The organism is Sulfuricurvum kujiense DSM 16994, from assembly GCF_000183725.1.
GTDB lineage: Bacteria > Campylobacterota > Campylobacteria > Campylobacterales > Sulfurimonadaceae > Sulfuricurvum > Sulfuricurvum kujiense.
Genome location: NC_014762.1, coordinates 273798 through 293695, shown reverse-complemented (window position 1 = coordinate 293695; position 19898 = coordinate 273798). Strand labels below are relative to the sequence as shown.

The 19898-nt window shown below is 44.2% G+C and carries 24 protein-coding genes and 1 tRNA gene; 7 read left to right on the top strand and 18 right to left on the bottom strand.

Annotated elements, in window-relative coordinates:
* Positions 1-22: 22 nt before the first annotated feature.
* A complete protein-coding gene (locus SULKU_RS01555) occupies positions 23-799 on the bottom strand; it encodes an outer membrane protein assembly factor BamD (protein WP_013459168.1) in 777 nt (258 codons plus the stop codon).
* 133 nt (positions 800-932) lie between these two features.
* On the opposite strand from SULKU_RS01555, the gene fliW reads away from it, so the two are divergent.
* Both fliW and SULKU_RS01545 read left to right on the top strand, forming a co-directional pair.
* Positions 933-1322, top strand: a complete 390-nt coding sequence (gene fliW, locus SULKU_RS01550) for a flagellar assembly protein FliW (RefSeq protein ID WP_013459167.1) — start codon at positions 933-935, stop codon at positions 1320-1322.
* The gene (locus SULKU_RS01545; protein WP_013459166.1) at positions 1315-2073 is read left to right on the top strand and encodes a pyrroline-5-carboxylate reductase; all 759 of its coding nucleotides are present in this window, start codon (positions 1315-1317) and stop codon (positions 2071-2073) included. The genes fliW and SULKU_RS01545 overlap by 8 nt, the downstream gene beginning before the upstream one ends.
* Before the next feature lie 5 nt (positions 2074-2078).
* On the opposite strand, the gene SULKU_RS01540 is transcribed toward SULKU_RS01545, so the two are convergent.
* The 7 genes from SULKU_RS01540 to SULKU_RS01510 all read right to left on the bottom strand — a co-directional run bounded on the left by SULKU_RS01540 (position 2079) and on the right by SULKU_RS01510 (position 7276).
* Positions 2079-2594 (bottom strand): hypothetical protein, encoded by a 516-nt coding sequence (locus SULKU_RS01540; RefSeq protein ID WP_013459165.1) that lies wholly within the window; start codon positions 2592-2594, stop codon positions 2079-2081.
* Positions 2591-3115: a hypothetical protein gene (locus SULKU_RS01535; protein WP_013459164.1), complete on the bottom strand. Its 525-nt coding sequence runs from the start codon at positions 3113-3115 to the stop codon at positions 2591-2593. Before SULKU_RS01535 ends, SULKU_RS01540 begins: the two co-directional genes overlap by 4 nt.
* Complete coding sequence (locus tag SULKU_RS01530; RefSeq protein ID WP_013459163.1) at positions 3112-4149, bottom strand: hypothetical protein; 1038 nt, start codon at positions 4147-4149, stop codon at positions 3112-3114. The genes SULKU_RS01535 and SULKU_RS01530 overlap by 4 nt, the downstream gene beginning before the upstream one ends.
* Positions 4146-4988, bottom strand: coding sequence for a tyrosine-type recombinase/integrase (locus SULKU_RS01525; protein ID WP_041666852.1), 843 nt, complete (start codon positions 4986-4988; stop codon positions 4146-4148). The genes SULKU_RS01530 and SULKU_RS01525 overlap by 4 nt, the downstream gene beginning before the upstream one ends.
* Before the next feature lie 12 nt (positions 4989-5000).
* Entirely contained in the window at positions 5001-5624 is a 624-nt protein-coding gene (locus SULKU_RS01520) for a lysophospholipid acyltransferase family protein (RefSeq protein WP_013459161.1), read from the bottom strand.
* Complete coding sequence (gene miaB / locus SULKU_RS01515) at positions 5617-6918, bottom strand: tRNA (N6-isopentenyl adenosine(37)-C2)-methylthiotransferase MiaB (RefSeq protein WP_013459160.1); 1302 nt, start codon at positions 6916-6918, stop codon at positions 5617-5619. The genes SULKU_RS01520 and miaB overlap by 8 nt, the downstream gene beginning before the upstream one ends.
* 115 nt (positions 6919-7033) lie before the next feature.
* On the bottom strand, positions 7034-7276 hold the full coding sequence (locus SULKU_RS01510; protein ID WP_013459159.1) for an HP0268 family nuclease: 243 nt from the start codon (positions 7274-7276) through the stop codon (positions 7034-7036).
* A gap of 171 nt (positions 7277-7447) precedes the next feature.
* On the opposite strand from SULKU_RS01510, the gene nusA reads away from it, so the two are divergent.
* A complete protein-coding gene (gene nusA / locus SULKU_RS01505; protein ID WP_013459158.1) occupies positions 7448-8581 on the top strand; it encodes a transcription termination factor NusA in 1134 nt (377 codons plus the stop codon).
* 285 nt (positions 8582-8866) lie between these two features.
* On the opposite strand, the gene SULKU_RS01500 is transcribed toward nusA, so the two are convergent.
* Together SULKU_RS01500 and SULKU_RS01495 are read right to left on the bottom strand one after the other, a co-directional pair.
* Positions 8867-9820, bottom strand: a complete 954-nt coding sequence (locus tag SULKU_RS01500; protein ID WP_041666851.1) for an ABC transporter permease — start codon at positions 9818-9820, stop codon at positions 8867-8869.
* A 74-nt stretch (positions 9821-9894) separates the two neighbouring features.
* Positions 9895-11235 carry an OprD family outer membrane porin gene (locus tag SULKU_RS01495; protein ID WP_013459156.1) on the bottom strand — a complete coding sequence of 447 codons (1341 nt, stop codon included), beginning with the start codon at positions 11233-11235 and terminating at the stop codon, positions 9895-9897.
* A 250-nt stretch (positions 11236-11485) separates the two neighbouring features.
* On the opposite strand from SULKU_RS01495, the gene SULKU_RS01490 reads away from it, so the two are divergent.
* A complete protein-coding gene (locus SULKU_RS01490; RefSeq protein WP_013459155.1) occupies positions 11486-12025 on the top strand; it encodes a hypothetical protein in 540 nt (179 codons plus the stop codon).
* Positions 12026-12295: 270 nt separating this feature from the next.
* Here SULKU_RS01490 and fabI read toward each other — a convergent pair whose 3' ends face one another.
* The 4 genes from fabI to gap are packed head-to-tail and all read right to left on the bottom strand — an operon-like array spanning position 12296 to position 16097.
* The gene (gene fabI, locus SULKU_RS01485) at positions 12296-13120 is read right to left on the bottom strand and encodes an enoyl-ACP reductase FabI (RefSeq protein ID WP_013459154.1); all 825 of its coding nucleotides are present in this window, start codon (positions 13118-13120) and stop codon (positions 12296-12298) included.
* A 3-nt stretch (positions 13121-13123) separates the two neighbouring features.
* Positions 13124-13843, bottom strand: coding sequence for a triose-phosphate isomerase (locus SULKU_RS01480; protein ID WP_013459153.1), 720 nt, complete (start codon positions 13841-13843; stop codon positions 13124-13126).
* Between the two features lie 13 nt (positions 13844-13856).
* Positions 13857-15047 carry a phosphoglycerate kinase gene (locus SULKU_RS01475; RefSeq protein WP_013459152.1) on the bottom strand — a complete coding sequence of 397 codons (1191 nt, stop codon included), beginning with the start codon at positions 15045-15047 and terminating at the stop codon, positions 13857-13859.
* Positions 15048-15092: 45 nt separating this feature from the next.
* A complete protein-coding gene (gap, locus tag SULKU_RS01470) occupies positions 15093-16097 on the bottom strand; it encodes a type I glyceraldehyde-3-phosphate dehydrogenase (protein WP_013459151.1) in 1005 nt (334 codons plus the stop codon).
* Positions 16098-16178: 81 nt separating this feature from the next.
* Here gap and nadD point away from each other — a divergent pair, with 81 nt between their 5' ends.
* The 3 genes from nadD (at position 16179) to SULKU_RS01455 (ending at position 17802) form a co-directional block, all read left to right on the top strand.
* Complete coding sequence (gene nadD / locus SULKU_RS01465) at positions 16179-16712, top strand: nicotinate (nicotinamide) nucleotide adenylyltransferase (RefSeq protein ID WP_013459150.1); 534 nt, start codon at positions 16179-16181, stop codon at positions 16710-16712.
* Positions 16709-17038 carry a ribosome silencing factor gene (gene rsfS / locus SULKU_RS01460; protein ID WP_013459149.1) on the top strand — a complete coding sequence of 110 codons (330 nt, stop codon included), beginning with the start codon at positions 16709-16711 and terminating at the stop codon, positions 17036-17038. The genes nadD and rsfS overlap by 4 nt, the downstream gene beginning before the upstream one ends.
* A 167-nt stretch (positions 17039-17205) precedes the next feature.
* Positions 17206-17802 (top strand): ElyC/SanA/YdcF family protein, encoded by a 597-nt coding sequence (locus SULKU_RS01455; protein WP_245535154.1) that lies wholly within the window; start codon positions 17206-17208, stop codon positions 17800-17802.
* A gap of 10 nt (positions 17803-17812) precedes the next feature.
* On the opposite strand, the gene SULKU_RS01450 is transcribed toward SULKU_RS01455, so the two are convergent.
* The 4 genes from SULKU_RS01450 to mqnP form a co-directional block, all read right to left on the bottom strand.
* Positions 17813-17889 (bottom strand) — tRNA-Arg (locus SULKU_RS01450).
* 43 nt (positions 17890-17932) lie between these two features.
* Positions 17933-18448 carry a hypothetical protein gene (locus SULKU_RS01445; RefSeq protein ID WP_013459147.1) on the bottom strand — a complete coding sequence of 172 codons (516 nt, stop codon included), beginning with the start codon at positions 18446-18448 and terminating at the stop codon, positions 17933-17935.
* On the bottom strand, positions 18445-18966 hold the full coding sequence (locus SULKU_RS01440; protein WP_013459146.1) for a hypothetical protein: 522 nt from the start codon (positions 18964-18966) through the stop codon (positions 18445-18447). Before SULKU_RS01440 ends, SULKU_RS01445 begins: the two co-directional genes overlap by 4 nt.
* Entirely contained in the window at positions 18963-19823 is an 861-nt protein-coding gene (gene mqnP, locus SULKU_RS01435) for a menaquinone biosynthesis prenyltransferase MqnP (RefSeq protein ID WP_041666710.1), read from the bottom strand. The genes SULKU_RS01440 and mqnP overlap by 4 nt, the downstream gene beginning before the upstream one ends.
* Between the last annotated feature and the right edge of the window lie 75 nt (positions 19824-19898).

The window sequence follows — 19898 nt, the reverse complement described above, 5'->3', positions numbered from 1 at the left end:
TTCACTCAAACCGTATACGGTTTTAGAAATGTGGAATCAAAAAATCGTACCAGCTGCCGTTATCTTGTTTTTTCGGTGATGCCGTACTCTCATTATCATCCATAGAGACGACGCTGCGAGTTTTCGGAATCATAAAAGCATACCAGCTGCTGGTACCGTCCCCTTCAAACATCTCCCGATACCAAGGGACCTCGGCACGGACGATATTTTTAGAATCAATCCATGTTACCGGTGCAATTGTACGATAAGAGCCTGCCGCCTTTGGTTTTCCCAAACGCTCATAGAGCTCTGCAATTTGTTCATTAAGGACTCCTCGAGCCAGTTGTAATTGTGTCTCCATCGAATGAACCAACGGCAAATACATTGAGTTCGGATAACTTCTTTTAAACGTTTCAACGCTGTTCAAGGTTTCATCGATCAACCCTTGATCGCGTCCCGGATTCGGGAGGGCTAAGAATTTTGCTTTAATCTTCAAAAATTCAGCATATTCACGCCCTTCAGGGGTGGCATAACGGCGGATATATTCATCCAAAAAATGCTCGCTTAACAAATACTCTTCATGTGCCATATGCGCTTGTGCCATAATCATAGTTGCTTCGGATAAAAACGGTGAACTGATATGTTCACTTTGCAGTGAACTAAAATAGCTGTCAGCTCTTTCCAAATTACCGTTGGAAACGGCCGTTACCATCTTTTCATACCAATATTCCGCAGGTTTATTAAACTCTTCGAGGTCTTTACTACCGCATCCGGTAAGCAGAATAAGTGTCGTTATTGCGATTAACCATGTTCTAATCATTGATAAAACCTACGCTCTTATTGAAATTATCGGCTATTTTACCGTAAAGAGATTAAACACCCCTGCATTAAGTTGAAACTTTTTACTTTACTGTGTTAAAATCAGACCATTGAATGATAGAAGAAGGTAATTTATGCAGTTTGATTTAAAACTTCCCCTCCTCGGCTTTGAAACGGTTTCGAAAATGGAACTCCAAAAAATTGATGAGATTTTTTTCCGTCTGGAAAGCATAGGCGAAGGACCTTCTTTTACCCTTATCAGCCCATTTGCTTTACGCGAATATTCTTTTGACATCCCCTCTTCTCTTCAGGCCTTAATGGGAATCACCCCTGAAAGCAATCTACTGATCTATAATATTATGATCTTGCAAACCCCGATTGAAAAATCGACGATAAATTTTGTCGCCCCCTTGATTTTCAATACCGACAATCAGACTATGGCTCAGATCATTGTTGATAACCGTTCCGATTTCGGAATTGCCGAACCGATCAAAAACTATCTCAAAAGTTCTACCGATGAGTAGGTCTGTCACTTTTATCGGCAACGGGAAAATGGCGCTTGCCTTAGCAAAAGGGCTGTCTACAACCCATAGCATTGAAGTGATAGGACGAACTACGGAAGCTGTGGAGCGTTTTGAAGCTTCCCTTGGAGTAGCTATTACCAAAACCCTCTACCAAAATGCCGACATAAACAACAAAAATATTATCATTTGTGTCAAACCGGCTAATCTCAGTGAAATAGCCCCTTTGTTAAAAGGGAAAGCCGAAGCCCTTTATTCCGTCCTCGCGGGAACGACATTGGAATCTCTTAAATCGGTCGATGCCCACCATTATTGCCGTGCCATGCCTAATCTTGCGGCAGAAACAGGTGCTTCTATGACCTCTTTGGTCGGAGATACGGCAATAAAAACATTTGCGCTGGAACTTTTCGGCACCATCGGCAGCGTCCTTTGGCTGAGTAACGAAAAAGAACTCGACATTGCAACCGCACTTGCAGGAAGCGGGCCGGCGTATTTAGCGCTTATTGCGGAGGCTCTGTGTGACGGCGCGGTACGCGAAGGGCTGAAACGAGATGATGCGATGACCTTGATGCGCGGGCTGTTCGACGGGTTCGGACGCCTTATTCAAACAACCCACCCCGCACTTTTAAAAGATAATGTCATGAGTCCGGGCGGAACCACGGCTGCAGGATACGGAGCACTTGAAAAAGGAAAAGTTCGTGAAGGATGCATGGAAGCGATACGCTGTGCTCATGAGAGGGCTAAAAAGCTCTAAAACGTTTATTTTTCCTCTTTTTTATTATGCACTTTCATCGTAAAACTGGAGCGTATTTCATCCCCGTCCCTCTCAAAATGGATCGGGAAATTAACGCCGATTACCCATTCACTTTTATTGATATTGTCTAAAAAATTGTAAAAACTTTGCGGGGACGTAATTTTCGAAGTCGCGTTTACTTCATACACCCTAAACGTCCCGTTGCTATCCTTCGTCGTTACTTCCGTCAAATACAAATCGGTAAACTCTTTTTTATAAAGGCGTTCAAAGCGTCCAGGGTCAAACGTTTTCTCAAAAGCCCCGATGGTATGGCGATTTTGTGCCTGAAGGTCTTTCAGGCGGTTATTGGTATTGTCAAAGCGGTTTTGAGCCAATTCCAGCTGTTGAAACTCTTTTTTGCTCTCCAAGCGAAGAGAACGGTACTCTTTCCCTTTCGGAATCAACAATAAAAATGAAAATGCAATGACACCGATCAGCAAAAAGAGCGAAAGTATGACAACCAATAACGTCTGACGCTTCATTTGATCTCCTCTACCGTCTCATCATCCAGATAGTTGGACGAAACAAAACGGTACCATCCGTTTTCGATCGGATAAAAACTCGTATAGCTGCGGTTAAAAATCGATCGCAACGGCGCATGAAGCATATATTCATAGGTATCTTTATTCGGAGTCATACCGTAAAGAATCAGCGACTTTTCTTCCAATTCAGCGCGTGAGAGAGTAATATCTTCCGGTACAAGGTCAAAAAGGTTTCGGATACTCTCTTTCATGACGGCATTGCTTGTTGTCACCTGCTCGACGATTTTCGCCTCTTTCTCAATCGTTTTGATCTGCTCTTGCATTACTTCAACAGAACGTTTGATCGATTTCTCTTTAAGTGCAACATTTTTTCGCTCGTTTACAAAATCATACGTTTTGTATTCAAGAAAAACATAGGTTCCGACCAGCATCGCAATCGTTACCGCAAAAAAGAAAAGGACGAGACGCAACTCACCGCTGATCAGCCGTTTTTTACGGGGAGCAATAAAACTGTACTTCACAGTTCTTCCTCTTCAGCCATAGCTAACGCTATAACCTCATCAGCAACATCAATATGTCGTATCGATACATTCAAGAAAAGTTCTTCTTCGAGATATTGTTTCAGTTCAGCACCGCTTCCGTAGGCATCGGCAATGAAAATCGTCTCAACAAAACGGTCATTACAATGTTCTCCCCTGTAAAACCGTGCCAATGTCCGCTGAATCAACTCAAACCGGCGATAGTCATTATTAAACATATCCATCTCTTGTTTGATTTCACTGCCGCGCGGGAAAACAATACGCTTTTCTTCAAAGGTCGGTTCATCCTCGCTAAATTCTACAATCTCATCAAGATTGTCCAAATCCTCTATTTCACTCAAATCATCCAGCTCTTCGAGAATATCCAGATCATCCAGCGATTCTATGTCATCTAAGCTGATCCCCTTGTCTATCTCGTCCTCTTCTTTAATTCCGACGGCAAAGCCCATAGTGCTGCTTTCATCTTCAAGGGTCAGCGTGTTTTTTTCCTGCATCGGATAATGGTGTGCATATTCGAGCTTCCCGTCTTCGAAAAAAGCGACACTGAATGAATCTTTTTGGGCCAACGCATAGAGGGCAAATCCGCCATGTACTTTATCTTTGAAAAAATGTTCTAAAACGGAAAAAGGGGAAAAGATAAAATCAAGTCCGATACTTTTGTATTCCGTTTGAAGCGAATCCAGTTCTCTCATCGAACTGTACAAAAGCCAATCTTCATTTTGGCAGAGGGTTTTTGCGCCGCTTATCTCTTCCATCTCCTCGTCCAGATGGTTCCTGCATCCGGGCAGTGCTCCTTGTTTTACGGCAGGATTCAATACTGCGACGTAATGAAGCGGAGATTCGTCAAGGTATTTGCCAAGATACGAACGGATCTCGTCTAGTGCTGATTTGCCCTCAAATTTTCGGCTCTGTTTATTAAGAAGCTTCCTTTTCTTTTGAACAACCACACGAACGTCATGCGCTCCTCCGTCTTGAACAATAGCGACGAAAATTTTTCGGTAAAACCGTTCTATCACTTAGAGTCCTCATGAGTTTGGCATAACGGATGCGATTGCAGGTAATGCTCCATTTTCAAAGCATTCCCGAGTTTGGTATAAATCTGTGTGGTCGCCATGCTTGCATGCCCCAATAATTCACTAACATCGGCAATACGTGCTCCGTTGTTTAACAACTCGGTCGCATATGTATGCCGCAATTGATGAGGAGTCACTTTCAGTCCAACCTTTGCAAATGCCTTAATAATGGTATATCTTAGACTATTTTCGCTTAATTTTTCACCTTTAAGTTCAAAAACATACTCTCGTGAAGGGTTGATCTTCTGATATTCCTGTACCATTGTACGAATATTATCCATCATCGGAATATCGCGTTCTTTAGACCCTTTTCCATGGATACGTGACCATCCTTCCGAGATATCCGAAAGACGCAAGTGGGTAAGTTCGGAGATACGAAGTCCCATGGTATACAGAAGTGTAATCGCCAATGCAGCTTGCGGTTCGGCATATTGCAGTGCATGGAGAATTTGTTCATGTGTAATTGGTTTCGGCAGAGTTTTAGGTGTTTTAATACTCTCATCACCTCTCAGTTCAACCGTTTTCCCTTGTGAGCGAAGATATTTGACGAAGCTGCGTATAGCACTGAGTTTGGCGGCAATCGATTTGGCTTTAAGAGAAGATATTTTTAAACGCAGCGGCATCAGATTGATGGAAAGGAGATTGCTGCTTGCATCCATTTCTGCAAAGGTGAGCATTTCATCGATAGCATCATTGTAACTTCGAATCGTCAGGGGAGAATAACCTCGTATCGTATCCAGGTATTTTAAAAACGCTTCTTTTTGTCGATAAAGTTCATTCATCTGCATCACGACCTAAAGAACATGCTCCATCAGCTTTGCTTTGATAAGAGCCTTTGCCGCTTCCATCTCCAACCCACCCAGATCGATCGGCTCGGAGGCATAAAAATCCAACCTTCCGAACGGTTTTGGAACGGTAAATCGATCCCAGCTCGGAAGCTGCCAAAATGTGGAAGGGACACAGCTGTATACGATCACTTTGGCATTGCGTTTTTGCGCCATAACTACGACACCGTCGCTCATCTCATGGCGCGGTCCCTTAGGTCCGTCAGGGGTGATTCCGATATCATACCCTTCCGAGAGCGATTTAAGCCCTTGAATAAGAACCTTGGCTCCGCCGCGAGTTGTTGAGCCGTGAATGGTTCCCAGTTTGAAATAGCGCATTATACGGGCGATAATCTGGCCGTCGAAATGATCGGATATCAAAACATTGGCCTTCGGATTGCGACGGAACTGATAGTAGAGATACGGCTGCATCAAGAGATCGCCGTGCCAAAAAGCAAAAATGACCGGTTCATTCGGGATACTCATCGGGAGATGAAACCGTTTTCGATTGGTAAGGTAGATAAGACGGATTAACAGCGTCCCGATCGGAGGGATAAGCCATAAAGCCAAAGCACGTAAAAAACGTTTACGCAATGATCTCTCCGTATTGAACCGATCGTGAGACCTCGGTGATTTTTACACGTGCGATCTTGCCGAGCCACTCTTCACTCCCTTTGACCTTTATCATGATATTGTTATCACTCCGTCCGGCAACATACCCGTCTGAGCGCAATTCTTCAAAATAGACATCATATTCTTTTCCCAACAATCCTGCACTGATGGAATCGAGAATCGTGTCCTGATAGGCTTGAAGGGTGCTCAGTCTAAATGAACCAAGTTCCGAGTCTACGACGTTCGTAAAACTTTCCGCCTCCGTAAGAGGACGGGGAGAGTATTTAAAACTAAATACCTGCTCAAACCGTACCTCTTTCATCACATCGAGGGTATCTTCGAAATCGGCATCACTCTCACCGGGGAACGCAACGATGATATCGGTACTGATACTGACATCAGGAACGAGTTCGCGCAGTTTGCGGGCACGGTTCAAGAACCATTCTTTGGTATATCCCCGTTTCATCGCTTTGAGAATATCGGTCGATCCGCTTTGCAACGGCATGTGCATCGATTTGCAGATTTTCGGATTCCGGGCAAACTCTTCGAGAAATTCATCGTCCATGTGAAACGGATGAGGAGAGGTGAATCGGATACGCTCCAATCCCTCCACCGCACTTACACGTCGAAGCAATTCAGTGAAGTTCATTTTGTCGTTTACGTCTGAAAAACGGCGCCCGTAGTTGTTGACGTTTTGACCGAGGAGAAAAACCTCTTTGGCTCCGTTCTCTACCGCTTTTCGTACTTCGGCAACAATCAAATCGGGCGGAATCGATATCTCATCTCCACGGGTTTTAGGGACAATACAAAAAGTACACTGCTTGTCGCAGCCGATGGAGATGTTGATATAGGCTTTATAAGGGCTGCTGCGGAAATCTTTAAACGCAAATTGAGATTCATCGTAATCGATCTCGACTTCGACTGCACGATCACGATGAAGGACATCGGCAATTTTAGAAACATTGCGGGCACCGAGGACAAAATTGACATAAGGGGCACGCTTGATAATCTCTTTACCCAGATGGGATGCCGTACATCCGCATACACCGATTTTGGCATCTGCTTTTTTGAGTTTGTTAAAGACACCGAGTTCGGAAAAAAGTTTGTGAACCGGTTTTTCGCGTACCGAACAGGTATTGATGAGGATCAGATCGGCCGAAGCCGCGTCATCGGTGAGTTCGTACCCCTCATGGGCATTCAACTCAGCGATCATATGCTCGGAATCGCGCACATTCATAGCACATCCGAGTGTCTCGATAAAAAGTTTCTTACTCATTCAACTACTTTCATCTACTGTGACTTATAAAGCACGCAAGCGTGCGTGAGCTCTCTGCTGAAGAGAACACAGTGTTAACGTAGCAAAAGGAATAAAATCCCTTTTGCGTTCAAAACTATAATATATGAACCTCATACATGTATTCATTTGCAGAGAGTCCGTATTTCACTTCACGCATGTAAAAACTTTTCCCTTCTCCCTCGAAATGGTCTTGAAGTGCAAGAAGGTCTTTGTGTGAGTTTTCACGGTCGAAATAGAGGATAGAAGAGTTGCTTTTCTCTACCATTTCGGTAATTTTTTTGAGATCGATTTTTTTTGGTTTTGAGTCATGTTCGCTGCGGGCGAGTTTGAGTTCCATTCTGTTTCCCTTTTTAGTTTTTAGAGTTCTTGATATTAGGGGGATTATAGCGGTGATATGATAAATATCCTATTAAGAGAAATTTATGTATAATACATACTCCTTCATAAAAAAGCTTTCCCAACCCAACCCAATTTTTTATGAGTTACCAACAATCAAGAGGATAATACTGTGGAAAATATTTTAGATATTATTGAATCTATCGCAAACGAAAAAGGGCTTAATCCGGATCGTGTTCAAGAGGCGATTAAAACCTCGTTTATCCAAACCGCCAAACGAATAATTAATCCAACTTTTGCTTTTGAAGCTGATATTGACGATCGTACCAAACAGGTTAGGCTACGACAAATCATTACCGTCGTTGCCGACGATGCTCCGGAACTTGAGGGTGAAGAGGCGGGCGCGTATATGGGTATTACCGCAGCATTGGAAATCGATGACGAAGCGGAAATCGGCGATCAGCTCCAAATGGAACACGACATCGAAAGCTACGGACGAAGCGCGTTTGCCACCTTGCACCGAGAAATCGAATTTCATATCCAGCGCCTTGTTGAAAACGAGCTTTACGACAAATACAAAAGTAAAATCAATCAAATCGTATCCGGCCGCGTTACCCGTGTAGACAGCGACCAAAATACCACCATCGAAATTGATGAGATCCGTGCGGTATTGCCGATGAAAAGCCGTATCAAAGGTGAAAAATTCAAAGTCGGCGATGTTGTGAGTGCCATCGTTCGCCGTGTCCACGTTGACAAAAGCAACGGTATTTCGATGGAGCTCTCACGAACCGCTCCGAAATTTCTCGAAGAGCTTTTGGCATTGGAAGTTCCTGAGATCAAAGACGGCATCGTCGTTATCGAAAAATGCGCCCGTATTCCGGGTGAGCGTGCGAAAATCGCCCTCTACACCAACCGACCTCAAATCGATCCGATCGGTGCAACCGTCGGGGTACGCGGTGTCCGTATCAACGCGGTAAGCGAAGAGCTGTGCGGTGAAAACATCGACTGTGTCGAATACAGTTCGTCTCCCGAACTTTTCATCTCCCGTGCGATGTCTCCTGCCATTATCAGTGCCGTTGTCGTAACTGAAAATGAAGGCGAAGAGAAAAAAGCGGTTGTTACCCTCCCAAGCGACCAAAAATCCAAAGCAATCGGGAAAAGCGGTATCAACATCCGTTTAGCATCAATGCTAACAGGATATACAATCGAGCTGAATGAAGTGGGCGGAAGCGCTCAAATGGGTGAAAAAGCTCAGGAAGAGAAAAAAGAGGGGCTTAGCTCGCTCGAAGCGCTTTTTGGAAACTAGTCCTTTCCGGACTTTTTCCATTCCTAAATATCAAATACTCTCTTTCTTTTCTTTTTCACAAGAAAAGAAACAAAAGAAAATCGCCCCCTCAACAAAACGCTTTCAATCGCTTTGGCACTTCTGCCAGCGATTGGGCTATATGTGAGTTTCGGGGGCATTATTTAATAAAATTCCCGTGATCCAATACCTAGAGCCGTTTCGAAGGCAGCAGTGCCGGAAGAAACGAGCGTTCTTGGGTCACGGTATGCTCTTTTGGTACTTTTCTAGCACAAAGAGAAAAGTACATTATCGCTTCACAAACGGATTTAACTTCAATAGTACCGCATCGGCAATCTGATTGCCGATAAGCGCCAAAAATGCACTCATCATCAAAATCCCCATTATCACCGGATAGTCCCGACTCATTGCACTCAGATAAAACAGCTGCCCCATCCCCTCAATTCCGAAAATCGATTCAAGTATCACCGATCCGCCGATAAGGCCAGGCAACGATAAACCCAACATCGTTACAATGGGAGGAAGAAGATTGGGAAGTATGTAATAGCGGATTATTTTACCTTCTCCGATTCCCCGCGAACGGGCAAAATAGATATAGTCACTTTTGAGGATTTCAATCGTCAAAGAGCGGATATAAAGGGCTAAACTCCCCACCCCGACAAAAACCATAACTGCAATCGGCAGTGTCAAATGCCACGCCATATCACTATAATACCCTATTCCCTCCGGCGGTTCGAGCGAATGTATCCCAGCAATCGGAAACCATCCTAACGCTACGCTAAGAACCATCATCGCTACCAAAGCCAGATAATACGATGGCATAGCAAAACTGAGCAGTGAAAATTGGCTGATAATCGTATCCGTTTTCTTACCATACGAGAGTGCCGCTTTAATCCCCATCCCTAATGAGAGAACAAATGTCAAAGTCAAAGCAATCATATTCATCCACAAGGTCACAGGCAGTCTATCGGCTACTACATTAGAGACTTGCGCTCCGCTGACGAATGAAATACCGAAGTTGAGGGTAACCAAATTGTCTACCCAATCGGCGTATTGCTTCAGCAGAGGCTTATCCAATCCGTAAACCGCACGCAGCTGCGAGATAGCTTCAGGGGTCATATTGGGATTCAGTTCACCACCCATAAAACTGTTGGGTGCCATATGGATTGCCCCGAAGGAGAGAACAGAGATCAAGAACAGCATTAAAAACGTATAGAGCAATGAATGGAAAAAATATTTCATAAAATGATTATAGCGAAAGAGGGAAAGATACAAGAAGGGTTCACCCCCGAGAGGGTGAGAAGCAAAAAAAACTCTTAGAAGTTAAGAGTCAAGTAAGCTTGTACAGTGTCGTAACGATCACCGGTATTTTGATCGTCAGCATCTGTAGAGATATAAGCCAAAGTCGCATCCAACGGTCCGAACGATTTAGTTGCAGTAACTGCAATTTCTTTCATATCGACATTGTCTTTTCCACCAACCGCTTGGTTGACCACATTCGTATCATCGATTGATACATCTGTATAGTATGCGCCAAGTTTAGCAAGACCTGCATCGTACTCAGCCGTTACGTTCCAAGAACGAGCATCCGGAGCACCAACGTATCCGTAGTTCCACCATGCTTCAGTGTACAATTTAGATTGAGCAGCACCAAGGTTATTTGTTGCAACGTTAGCAATTTTCAATACACCGTCTGAATCTGCTTTTGAATATGCAGCAGAAACTTTTAGATTTTGAACACCTTCATATCCAAGTTTGAATGCATATGCAGATGAATTATCGTTTGATCCGATTCCATCCAATGTTGATTCAATGTTACCTTTTGGTGACATATTTGCATATTGTGCACCGATTTTTACACCTTTAACCAATTGGCAATCGATGTCTGCTTGCAACCAGTAAGTATCAGCAACGTCAACAACGTTGTAGTACCATGCTTGGAATGTAAGAGGTTTGAAAGAGTTGTTTACCAATGCTGCTGCATACGCGCCGTCACTAGCAAATGTATCGAAGTTTGCACCAGCACCTACGATACCATCGATTCCAACAGCAGGAGTGTTGCTAGGAACACCATTCAATGAGTATGCTCCAATAGCATTAACACCATTTCCTTTTCCTACCCATGCACCTACTAGAGTTGTATCAGGGATGTCTTGGTTGATAAGAACCGCTGCGTCAAATGTGTTTGTCGCGATAGACCATTTTTCAGAGAAAGCAAATGGAGTATCTAGCTCCATGCGTCCAAGTTTTGCCGTAGTTTTCCCAAGAGTTGCAGCAACCCACATTTCACTGATCCATGCTTGGTCATCAACTTGAGCACCAAAAGATGAACCGTTTGCTTTCGCATCATGTGCACCTGTCCATGTGTTGCTTACAAGGTTGTTTTCAAGACCAAGAGTACTAACAGCAATACCTTTAACGCCGAAAGAGACACCTTTTGTCAAATCACCTGTTACACCAAGAGTAAGAGCTGTATCCGCTGCACTTGCTGCTTTGTCAAACAGACCACTTTGTTTATTACCACTGCCATCTAGATAATCAGCATTGTTTGTGTTGTAATAAAGTTTAGCATCACCGCTAACTTTTACATTATCGATTGCGAATGCGCTCGCTCCGAGCAACACTGCTGCTGCAAGACTCATTTTAACTAACTTCATTGATTCTCCTTAAGTTAAGCTTGACCTATGTTTTTGTTTCGTCGAGGTTAATTGTAACCCCGCTATTCTTAAACAATGCTGTAAAAAAATAATTTTGTTTTCTGTCCGTTTACTAAATGCAAACCCCTTAATTAGGGAATGTGACAATTTTGTCACTTTTAATACTCACCTATTTTTAGACACTATCATGTAAATTCTATGTTATAGTACGAACTAATCTGAAAAATTCAACCTTAATAGAGGAAATACCATGCGCCATTCTCTTAGCTTATCCATTGCCCTGTTGATACTCAGCGGCTGTGCCGCCAATCATATGGGAGTAACGCCGTCACAAAACACAAATCTGCAAGCCGTCTCTCCCAGCACTACCGCCGCCAGTGAAGGGGGAATAATGCAGCGTTCTCTCGACATCTGGCTCAAAGAGGAGTGGAACCCTATGATGGCAAACGAACCTACGGTGAATACCAAGCAACAAAGCGACGGCACAGTGATAACGACCAAAACCGAACCGACTAAAATGTCTGTTACCACACAAACTTCCGACGGTAAAACGGTTCAAAAAATGACAAACGCCACACAGATTACGACTACCATGAAAGCTCCCGACGGCACCGTCACAACTAAAACCGAAGTTGTCCCTCTGGATGAAGACAATACGCCGTTTACCCTGCAAAAATACGCCGATAAATGGAAATCCTATTTGGAAAAGAAAGAGAAGATGAATGAGGGAAAACCGAAAGAGCCGTCTCATATCGAAAAAATAAATGGTATGCCGGTTATCGGCAAGTAACGTTTCGTAACACAATATACTTTTCTATTTAGCCAGAAAAGTACCAAAAGAACATACCGTGATCCAAGAACGCTCGTTCCTCTCGGCACTACTGCCTCCGGAACGGCTCTTGGTGTTGGATCACGGAATTCTTTATTCAATAAATATGCCCCCGAAACTCACATAGAGCCCAATCGCTGGCAGAAGTGCCAAAGCGATTGGAAGCGTTTTGTTGAGAGGGCGATTTTCTTTTGCATACTTTTCTTTTTCATAAGAAAAGTATATTCACCATTACTTGTTTGCATCCCAAACAAAAACACTTTTTCCTTCAGCATTTTTCTCTACCGCAGCCATACCCATGATGTTATAGCCCGCATCGACATAATGAACTTCACCGCTGACCCCGCTTGAGAGATCGCTAAGCAGGTACATTGCCGAGTTTCCGACCTCTTCGATCGTCACGTTTTTGCGTAACGGTGCATTGGATTCGTTCCAGTTAAGGATTTGTTTGAAATCGCCGATACCGCTGGCCGCCAGGGTTTTAATAGGACCCGCACTGATCGCGTTTACACGTTGCCCTTTGGATGCACCGAGTTCTACCGCCATATAGCGTACGGTTGATTCCAACGCCGCTTTTGCGACACCCATGACATTGTAGTTCGGGATATATTTCGGTCCGCCGAGGTAGCTGAGGGTAATAATAGACGCGCCCGGAGCCAATACGCTCTCTAAGCGGTTCGTTAAGTCGATCAAAGAATAGACGGAGACATCCATAGCGATTTGAAACGCACTTTTTGACGTTTTCATAAACCCTTCGGTCAATGCTTCTTTCGGTGCGAATGCAACCGAGTGAACCAAAAAGTCGATTTCTCCGAAATCAGCCGCTACTTTCGCTGCGATCGCCTCCATATCAGCCTCATCGGATACATCCAATTTATAGACCGGAGAGTTGTCAAAACTTGCCGCTATCGGTTCTACCCGTTTTTGCAGTGCTTCATTAAGATAGGTAAACGCCATTTGCGCCCCTTGTTTGTGAAGCGCTTGTGCGATACCGTATGCGATCGATTTATCGTTGGCAAGTCCTACGATTAACCCTTTTTTCCCTTGCATTAACATCTATTATTCTCCTTTTTCTGTGTTTAATTCCACTGCTTGTGCGATCATATCGCAAAAATCGTTGGCACTGAGTGCCGCTGAGCCTACAAGAACGCCGTCAACGTTTTCCAAGGCCATAATTTCACCCGCATTGTCCACTTTGACACTCCCCCCGTATAAAAGAGGCGCAGTCGTTTTCATTCTTAACGCTCCGTGTAAAAGCTCTATATCGCTATTTGAAGGGGTCAGCCCCGTACCGATAGCCCATACCGGTTCATAGGCAAGAACCAGATCCGAATAGGTCAGATCAATCCCTTCAAACTGCTTTTCTATATAGGCCATGAGAGCTTCATGTCCCTGTTCTCTAATCTCTAAAGGTTCACCGACACAGTAAACGATCAAAAATCCCTGTTCGGCAAAAAACCGGAATTTAGCCGCTATCTGCTCTTGCGTCTCACCGAGGATATGACGGCGTTCGGAGTGACCGATCAGAATCGTCTTGATTCCGAACTCTTCGAGCTGCTCCAATGCTATCTCTCCGGTAAAGGCGCCGTTTTTTACCGGATAGCCGTTTTGGACTCCGATCAATACGTTGCGGGGATCATGCTCCAATGCCGTAAACGGAGGAAATACGATAATCGTATCGGTGATATCGTTTGCACTTACAAATGACTCTACTACAGCCATATAGGCACGTGTCTCTTGACGTGTTTTGTTCGCTTTAAAGTTGGCACACAATATCATGACATTCTCCTTTTTATTTCAACAACGGTTTAACTCCGGGAAGAATTTTCCCTTCAAGCAACTCCAGTGATGCTCCGCCTCCGGTAGAGATAAAGGTAATCTCTTCATCCAACCCGACACGTTGAACCAAATCAGCCGTATCGCCTCCGCCGACGACGCTCGTCGCATAGGAATCGGCGACAAAATGGGCAATTTTATTGGATCCGCGTGCATATCGATCCATCTCATAAACTCCCATCGGCCCGTTCCATAGGATCGTCTGAACATCACCGAGTACCTGACGATACAGTCTTACAGTCGCAGGCCCGATATCGAGTCCCATCCATCCTGAAGGGATCTCTTGAACGCTGCAAAGACGGCTGGCGGAATCAGGGGCAAATTTTTCTGCCGCAACGACATCTACCGGCAAATAAAACTTGACTCCCAACCGTTTCGCTTCTTCCATGATTTTGAGAGCTTCAGGAATCAAATCGTCTTCAACAAGGGAATTTCCGACGTCATGCCCCAACGCTTTGAGAAATGTGAAGGCCATCCCCCCGCCGATCAGCATTTTATCCACTTTCGGCAGCAGGTTTATCAATGCTTCAAGCTTCCCTGAAACTTTGCTTCCGCCGACAATCGCGGCAAACGGTCTTACAGGATGCTCTAGTAAAGTTCCGAAAAATTGAATCTCTTTTTGAAGCAAGAAACCGGCTGCTTTATGTGCATTATCAAAATGTGCAGTTATCCCCTCAACCGAAGCATGAGCACGGTGGCTGACACCGAATGCGTCATTAATATACACTTCTGCCATCGAAGCCAATGCAGCACTTAAATCAGGGTCATTTTTCGTCTCCCCTTTTTCAAAACGGAGGTTCTCCAGAAGCAATACTTCTCCGTTTTTAAGCTCGTGAGCAAGTTTTAACGCACTCTCTCCGACAACGTCATCCGCCACCTGAACATCAATTTTAAGAAGCTGATGCAACCGACGGGCTATAGGTGCAAGTGAATATTTTTCATCCGGTTCCCCTTTAGGACGTCCGAAGTGTGATGCCAAAATAATTGCACATTTTTGATCAAGACAATAATTGATTGTTGCTAGTGCTGAGCGGATTCGTCTGTCATCGGTAATATTGCCGTAATCGTCCATCGGAACGTTAAAATCACATCGAATAAATACTTTCTTGCCGTGGATGTCACACTCTTTGATACCGAGTAACTGCATTTTTTTCCTTCTTACTGTAAGATTAAAATTAAATTCAGACTATTTTTACTGTTTTGTAATAAACAATGCCATTTCGATAAGACGGTTGGAATAACCCCATTCATTATCATACCACGCCATGATTTTGACCATATTTCCATCGACGACCTGTATCAAGTCATCTGCCACTGTGGCACTGAAAGGTGATCCGACAAAATCCTGCGAAACACGATAACGCTCATCTACTTCCAAAATTCCCTTCAAACTGCCCTCGGCATACGATTTAAAAAGGTTACTCAGTTCCTCTTTGGAAGTAGAACGGCTGATGAGAACATTCAAATCGACCATCGACACATCCGCTGTCGGAACCCGTACGCTTTGACCGTGCAGCTTGCCCTCTAACGACGGCAGTACCAGACTGATAGCCTTTGCCGCACCGGTAGTCGTCGGGATCATATTAAGCGCCGCAGCACGGGAACGTCTCATATCGCTTCCGTGCGCCGAGTCAATAATCGCCTGGCCGTTGGTATAGGCATGAACCGTCGTCATCAGCCCTTTTTCGATGCCGTATGTTTCATCAAGGATTTTTGCAATCGGTCCTAAGCAATTGGTCGTACACGATGCGTTCGAAATAATATTTTCCCCCGCATACAAATGCTCATTGACTCCCAATACAAAAGTAGGGATCGCACTGTCCTGAGTCGGGGCGGACAAAATAACTTTTTTCACCCCTTTTTCCAAATGGTGTTTTGTCAAGGCCCCCGTTAGAAACAAACCGCTGCACTCAAAAACGACATCCGCTCCCAGTGAGGCAAAATCCAGATTCTCAGGGTTCTTTTCAGAAAAAATCCGTACCTTTTGACCGGCGATTTGCAGGTAGTCATCTCCTATTATCGCCGCATCGATTCCGAATTGGCCGTGTACCGAATCATTTTGCAATAAGTAAAGCATCATCTCGACTGAAGCCATGTCGTTTATGGCGACAAGCTCAACATCGGTGCGCATGGCGATAAGACGGGTAACACAGCGACCTATGCGACCGAATCCGTTTAATGCAATCTTCAACGCCATTACCATAATCCTACAAACACAAAATAGGGGATGATTTTACCAAAAATCGGTTATAATTTCGATTAAAAGAAGTTAAGGCTTATGAAGCTTGCACTCTACGGCGGAAGTTTCGATCCGCCGCATGCCGGACACGTTGCTGTTGTAGAAGAAGCTTTACGTGTTTTGCCGATAGACAGACTCATCGTCGTTCCGGCATCACGAAATCCGTTCAAGCCTTCCGTCACGGTTGACGGTGCCGTTCGTTTCGAGTGGCTGAAAGAGATTTTTAAACCCTACGAGAGAGTAGTTATCAGCGATTTTGAAATTGCTCATGACCGCAGCGTTTATACGATTGAAACCGTTAAACATTTCGCTCCGTTTTGCGATGAACTCTACCTCATCATCGGAGCGGACAATCTCGAAAAACTGTCTCACTGGCACAATTTTGATGAACTCGATGCAATGGTGCATTGGGTTGTTGCTGATCGGGATGGGATATCCATCCCGGAAAATATGATTCGGCTTACTACCCATGTGCCGATCAGCTCAACCGATTTTCGTTCTTCCTATGTCACATTAGGATTGGACCCGAAGATCGAACAAAAAATTATTACCTATTATAAGGAACATCTGTGAATCCACGAATTGAAAAAATCAGCGCGATCTTAGACCAAAACAAAGCCGAAGCAATCGAAGTATTCGATCTTCAAGGTGGCGATTACTTCGCTGACTACGTTGTTATCGCCTCATCATTAGGGGAACGCCATACGCTGGCACTTCTCGATCATCTCAAAAAAGGGCTAAAGCCTGAAGAGCAGTTTTTGTATGTTGATGAGAGCGGAGACTGGGTCGCTATCGATCTAGGCGATATTCTCGTTCACATCCTCACCCCACAATACCGTGTCAAATACGATTTGGAAAGCTTCTTGGGTGAGATTGCCGCACGAAAAAATAAAGCATAACCGTCATTTTTGACGCTATGTTTGAACTAAAAAAGCTTATATCCTCTTTCATCTACCCTTTTCCGATCTTTTTGATCTCTAGTGCCCTTGCCTTATACCTTTTGCAAAGAGGAAATAGACGACGAGCCAAAATTCTATTTGTCTTCTCTTTCGCTTGGATTACTATTTTGTCCTATCCCCCATTTTCGGCACTGCTGCTCAAACCTCTTGAAAATGCTTATCCCAAAGTACAGCTGCATTCTCCGTTTCCGCGCTATATTCATGTTCTCGGAAACGGCCATACTTCGAGTCAAAACATTCCGCTCTCATCTGAGCTGAGCCTTACATCATTGGCACGCGTCAACGAAGGAATATTGCTCTATAAAAGTCATCCGGGTATGAAATTGATTTTTAGCGGATACGGGGGAGGAGACAGTGTCAGCAATGCCCGAAAAAATTCCCAACTGGCAATCGCACTCGGCGTCAATTCCAATGATATAGTTATTCTGGAAGAAGCAAAGGATACTGCGGAAGAAGCGATAGCGGTTAAAAAGATTGTCGGATCGCAGCCGCTTATTCTTGTGACATCAGCTTCCCATATGGTTCGGGCATCATCTATTTTTCGTAAAAACGGTATTTGTGTTATTGAAGCCCCAACTGATTTTCTCGTCAAAAAAGAAGATACCCTATGGCAGTTTCCCTCATCAGGCGGATTGCGTCGCTCAGAATGTGCATTTCATGAATATTTAGGTTTATTGTGGGAGAAGTTAAAAGGAAGTCTCTAAAAATGAAAGATGGTGCGCCCGAAGGAATTCGAATCCCTGACCGCCGGTACCGCAAACCGGTGCTCTATCCAGCTGAGCTACGGACGCATCTTTTTAAAGAGAACGAAATTATAGCTAACAAACCTTATAACTATCTGAGTTGATTAATTTTTAGAACAAATTCCACTTCCGCTTTTGACAAACGAAGCTCTTTGGCAATCGCATCGATTTCTATCCCCTGATTATAACGGCTAATGACTTTTTCATCGTCGAGCCCGCTGATCGATGTTGGAAGCGAAAGGTTTCGGATACGTTCTTCTAAATAACGGAGACGATTTTCGGTTTTCTCTTTGTACCCGCCAAAGCTCTCTTCAATATGGGTAAGGGACTCTAATATCGGAACCGAAAGTTCATTGACTTCTCGTCCGAGCTCCGCATGAAGCGACGTTTGCTCACGCGGTACGCTCTCTTGCAAAGAGGTAATAATCTCAAGCTCCTGTTTGAGCCGTTTGTCCATCATGAACAGTTCGCGGTGCAAATCTTCCACTACTTTCGCAATTGAGCGGATCTGTGTAGAGACTTCACTCTCTTTAGTGACTACATAATAGATCAGTCCCACGACCACAACGGCCAGAGCAACCAATGCTATCTCGATAGAGTGATTCATTCAAGCCCTTTCATTTGACGAATCATAACACGTTCGCACGCTGTCATATAATACCCCCATGCCTCTTTGTCCCGAACATGGATATTTTCTATTTTTGCCAACGACGGCTCAACTGCTTCGAAATAGAGGGCGATTTCCCGTTTCGGAAACGTTGCGATTTCCATTCTTCCGTAATAATGTTTTCCGACCTCTAAAGAATCCGAGCTGAGTTTAAAATGTTCCAGCCCGATACTATCAATGAGCCCTTTGGACGAAAGTTCAAGACGGTTTATTTTCCCGTTGCTCAGAAGCATCTCAATTTTTTCCATCTTACGATACAACTCAGCCATAATATTGAGCATCAAAGCGTTCGTTTCATCCAACTCTCCGCGAACCTTGACATGTTTTATCCCCTGCGTGATCGAATTTTCTTCCGCTACCCCGATTAAATTAAATTCATGTTCAAATTTCTCATTGTTGTCAAGCACCTCTTCGTATGCCAAATCGATTGTCGCCTGTACTAATCTTATATCGCTCATACTGCCACCTTATCTAAAATAATCAATCCGATAAACACAAATCCCAAATAGCCGTTTACGGTAAAGAATGCACGGTCTATCTGAGTAAAATCACGACGGACAAGAATATGCTCATACGTCAACATCAATGCTGAAAACAACACCGCACCGGATGCAAACATCCCTAGAGCGGCTTTATGTACAAAAATCGCCCAGAAGACAACCGTTAGAACGTGAAAAAAAGCCGAAATTTTCAATGTTGCCTGAGAGCCGTATTTAGAAGGGATCGAATGAAGATTGTTCGTTTTATCAAACTCCATATCCTGCAATGAATACAGCAGATCAAATCCCGCAACCCAAAATACGACGCCGATACTCAGCCAGAGCGACCATTGCGGAACGGTGCCGAGTACCGCTATAGCCCCCGCTATCGGAGCCAGCCCCAGCGATATACCCAATACGATATGTGCCATCGAACTGAACCGTTTGAAAAACGAATAGCTGAACAAAACGATCAACACCGGAAAGCTGAGATAAAATGCCAAATCGTTGATAAAATAGGCTACTGCCATAAAAACAAGCGCATTGACCGCCGTAAAAATGGCAATCGATGCACCGTCAAGCCGTCCGTCGACACTGGGCCGCCCCGATGTGCGCGGATTATGAATGTCAAAAGAGCGGTCGATATATCGGTTAAAACCCATCGCCGCATTTCGGGCACTTATGGCTGCAAAAGCACCTAACAAAAGGAGCTTGAACCCGAACCATCCCTCTGCAGCAACTATCATAGCTATGAAGATGAAAGGAAGCGAAAATATACTGTGCTGAAACATTACCAGCTCATTAAAATCTTGCAGTCTTTTCCTCAAACGATTCACAGCATCCCTTTAGCAATCAAATGGCTTTTATTTTATCGTAAATACTCTTTAAGGGTACCTTATCAAACAGCTTCT

What these genes read in the sequence shown, in the direction of transcription:
- SULKU_RS01440 (WP_013459146.1), bottom strand. Translation starts at nt 18,966, where the DNA reads ATGAGCGATATAAGATTAGTACAGGCGACAATCGATTTGGCATACGAA.
- SULKU_RS01480 (WP_013459153.1), bottom strand. Translation starts at nt 13,843, where the DNA reads ATGATATTGTGTGCCAACTTTAAAGCGAACAAAACACGTCAAGAGACA.
- SULKU_RS01525 (WP_041666852.1), bottom strand. Translation starts at nt 4,988, where the DNA reads ATGAATGAACTTTATCGACAAAAAGAAGCGTTTTTAAAATACCTGGAT.
- SULKU_RS01490 (WP_013459155.1), top strand. Translation starts at nt 11,486, where the DNA reads ATGCGCCATTCTCTTAGCTTATCCATTGCCCTGTTGATACTCAGCGGC.
- fabI (WP_013459154.1), bottom strand. Translation starts at nt 13,120, where the DNA reads ATGTTAATGCAAGGGAAAAAAGGGTTAATCGTAGGACTTGCCAACGAT.
- SULKU_RS01545 (WP_013459166.1), top strand. Translation starts at nt 1,315, where the DNA reads ATGAGTAGGTCTGTCACTTTTATCGGCAACGGGAAAATGGCGCTTGCC.
- SULKU_RS01445 (WP_013459147.1), bottom strand. Translation starts at nt 18,448, where the DNA reads ATGAATCACTCTATCGAGATAGCATTGGTTGCTCTGGCCGTTGTGGTC.
- SULKU_RS01500 (WP_041666851.1), bottom strand. Translation starts at nt 9,820, where the DNA reads ATGAAATATTTTTTCCATTCATTGCTCTATACGTTTTTAATGCTGTTC.
- miaB (WP_013459160.1), bottom strand. Translation starts at nt 6,918, where the DNA reads ATGAGTAAGAAACTTTTTATCGAGACACTCGGATGTGCTATGAATGTG.
- SULKU_RS01495 (WP_013459156.1), bottom strand. Translation starts at nt 11,235, where the DNA reads ATGAAGTTAGTTAAAATGAGTCTTGCAGCAGCAGTGTTGCTCGGAGCG.
- fliW (WP_013459167.1), top strand. Translation starts at nt 933, where the DNA reads ATGCAGTTTGATTTAAAACTTCCCCTCCTCGGCTTTGAAACGGTTTCG.
- nadD (WP_013459150.1), top strand. Translation starts at nt 16,179, where the DNA reads ATGAAGCTTGCACTCTACGGCGGAAGTTTCGATCCGCCGCATGCCGGA.
- gap (WP_013459151.1), bottom strand. Translation starts at nt 16,097, where the DNA reads ATGGCGTTGAAGATTGCATTAAACGGATTCGGTCGCATAGGTCGCTGT.
- SULKU_RS01475 (WP_013459152.1), bottom strand. Translation starts at nt 15,047, where the DNA reads ATGCAGTTACTCGGTATCAAAGAGTGTGACATCCACGGCAAGAAAGTA.
- SULKU_RS01510 (WP_013459159.1), bottom strand. Translation starts at nt 7,276, where the DNA reads ATGGAACTCAAACTCGCCCGCAGCGAACATGACTCAAAACCAAAAAAA.
- SULKU_RS01555 (WP_013459168.1), bottom strand. Translation starts at nt 799, where the DNA reads ATGATTAGAACATGGTTAATCGCAATAACGACACTTATTCTGCTTACC.
- SULKU_RS01540 (WP_013459165.1), bottom strand. Translation starts at nt 2,594, where the DNA reads ATGAAGCGTCAGACGTTATTGGTTGTCATACTTTCGCTCTTTTTGCTG.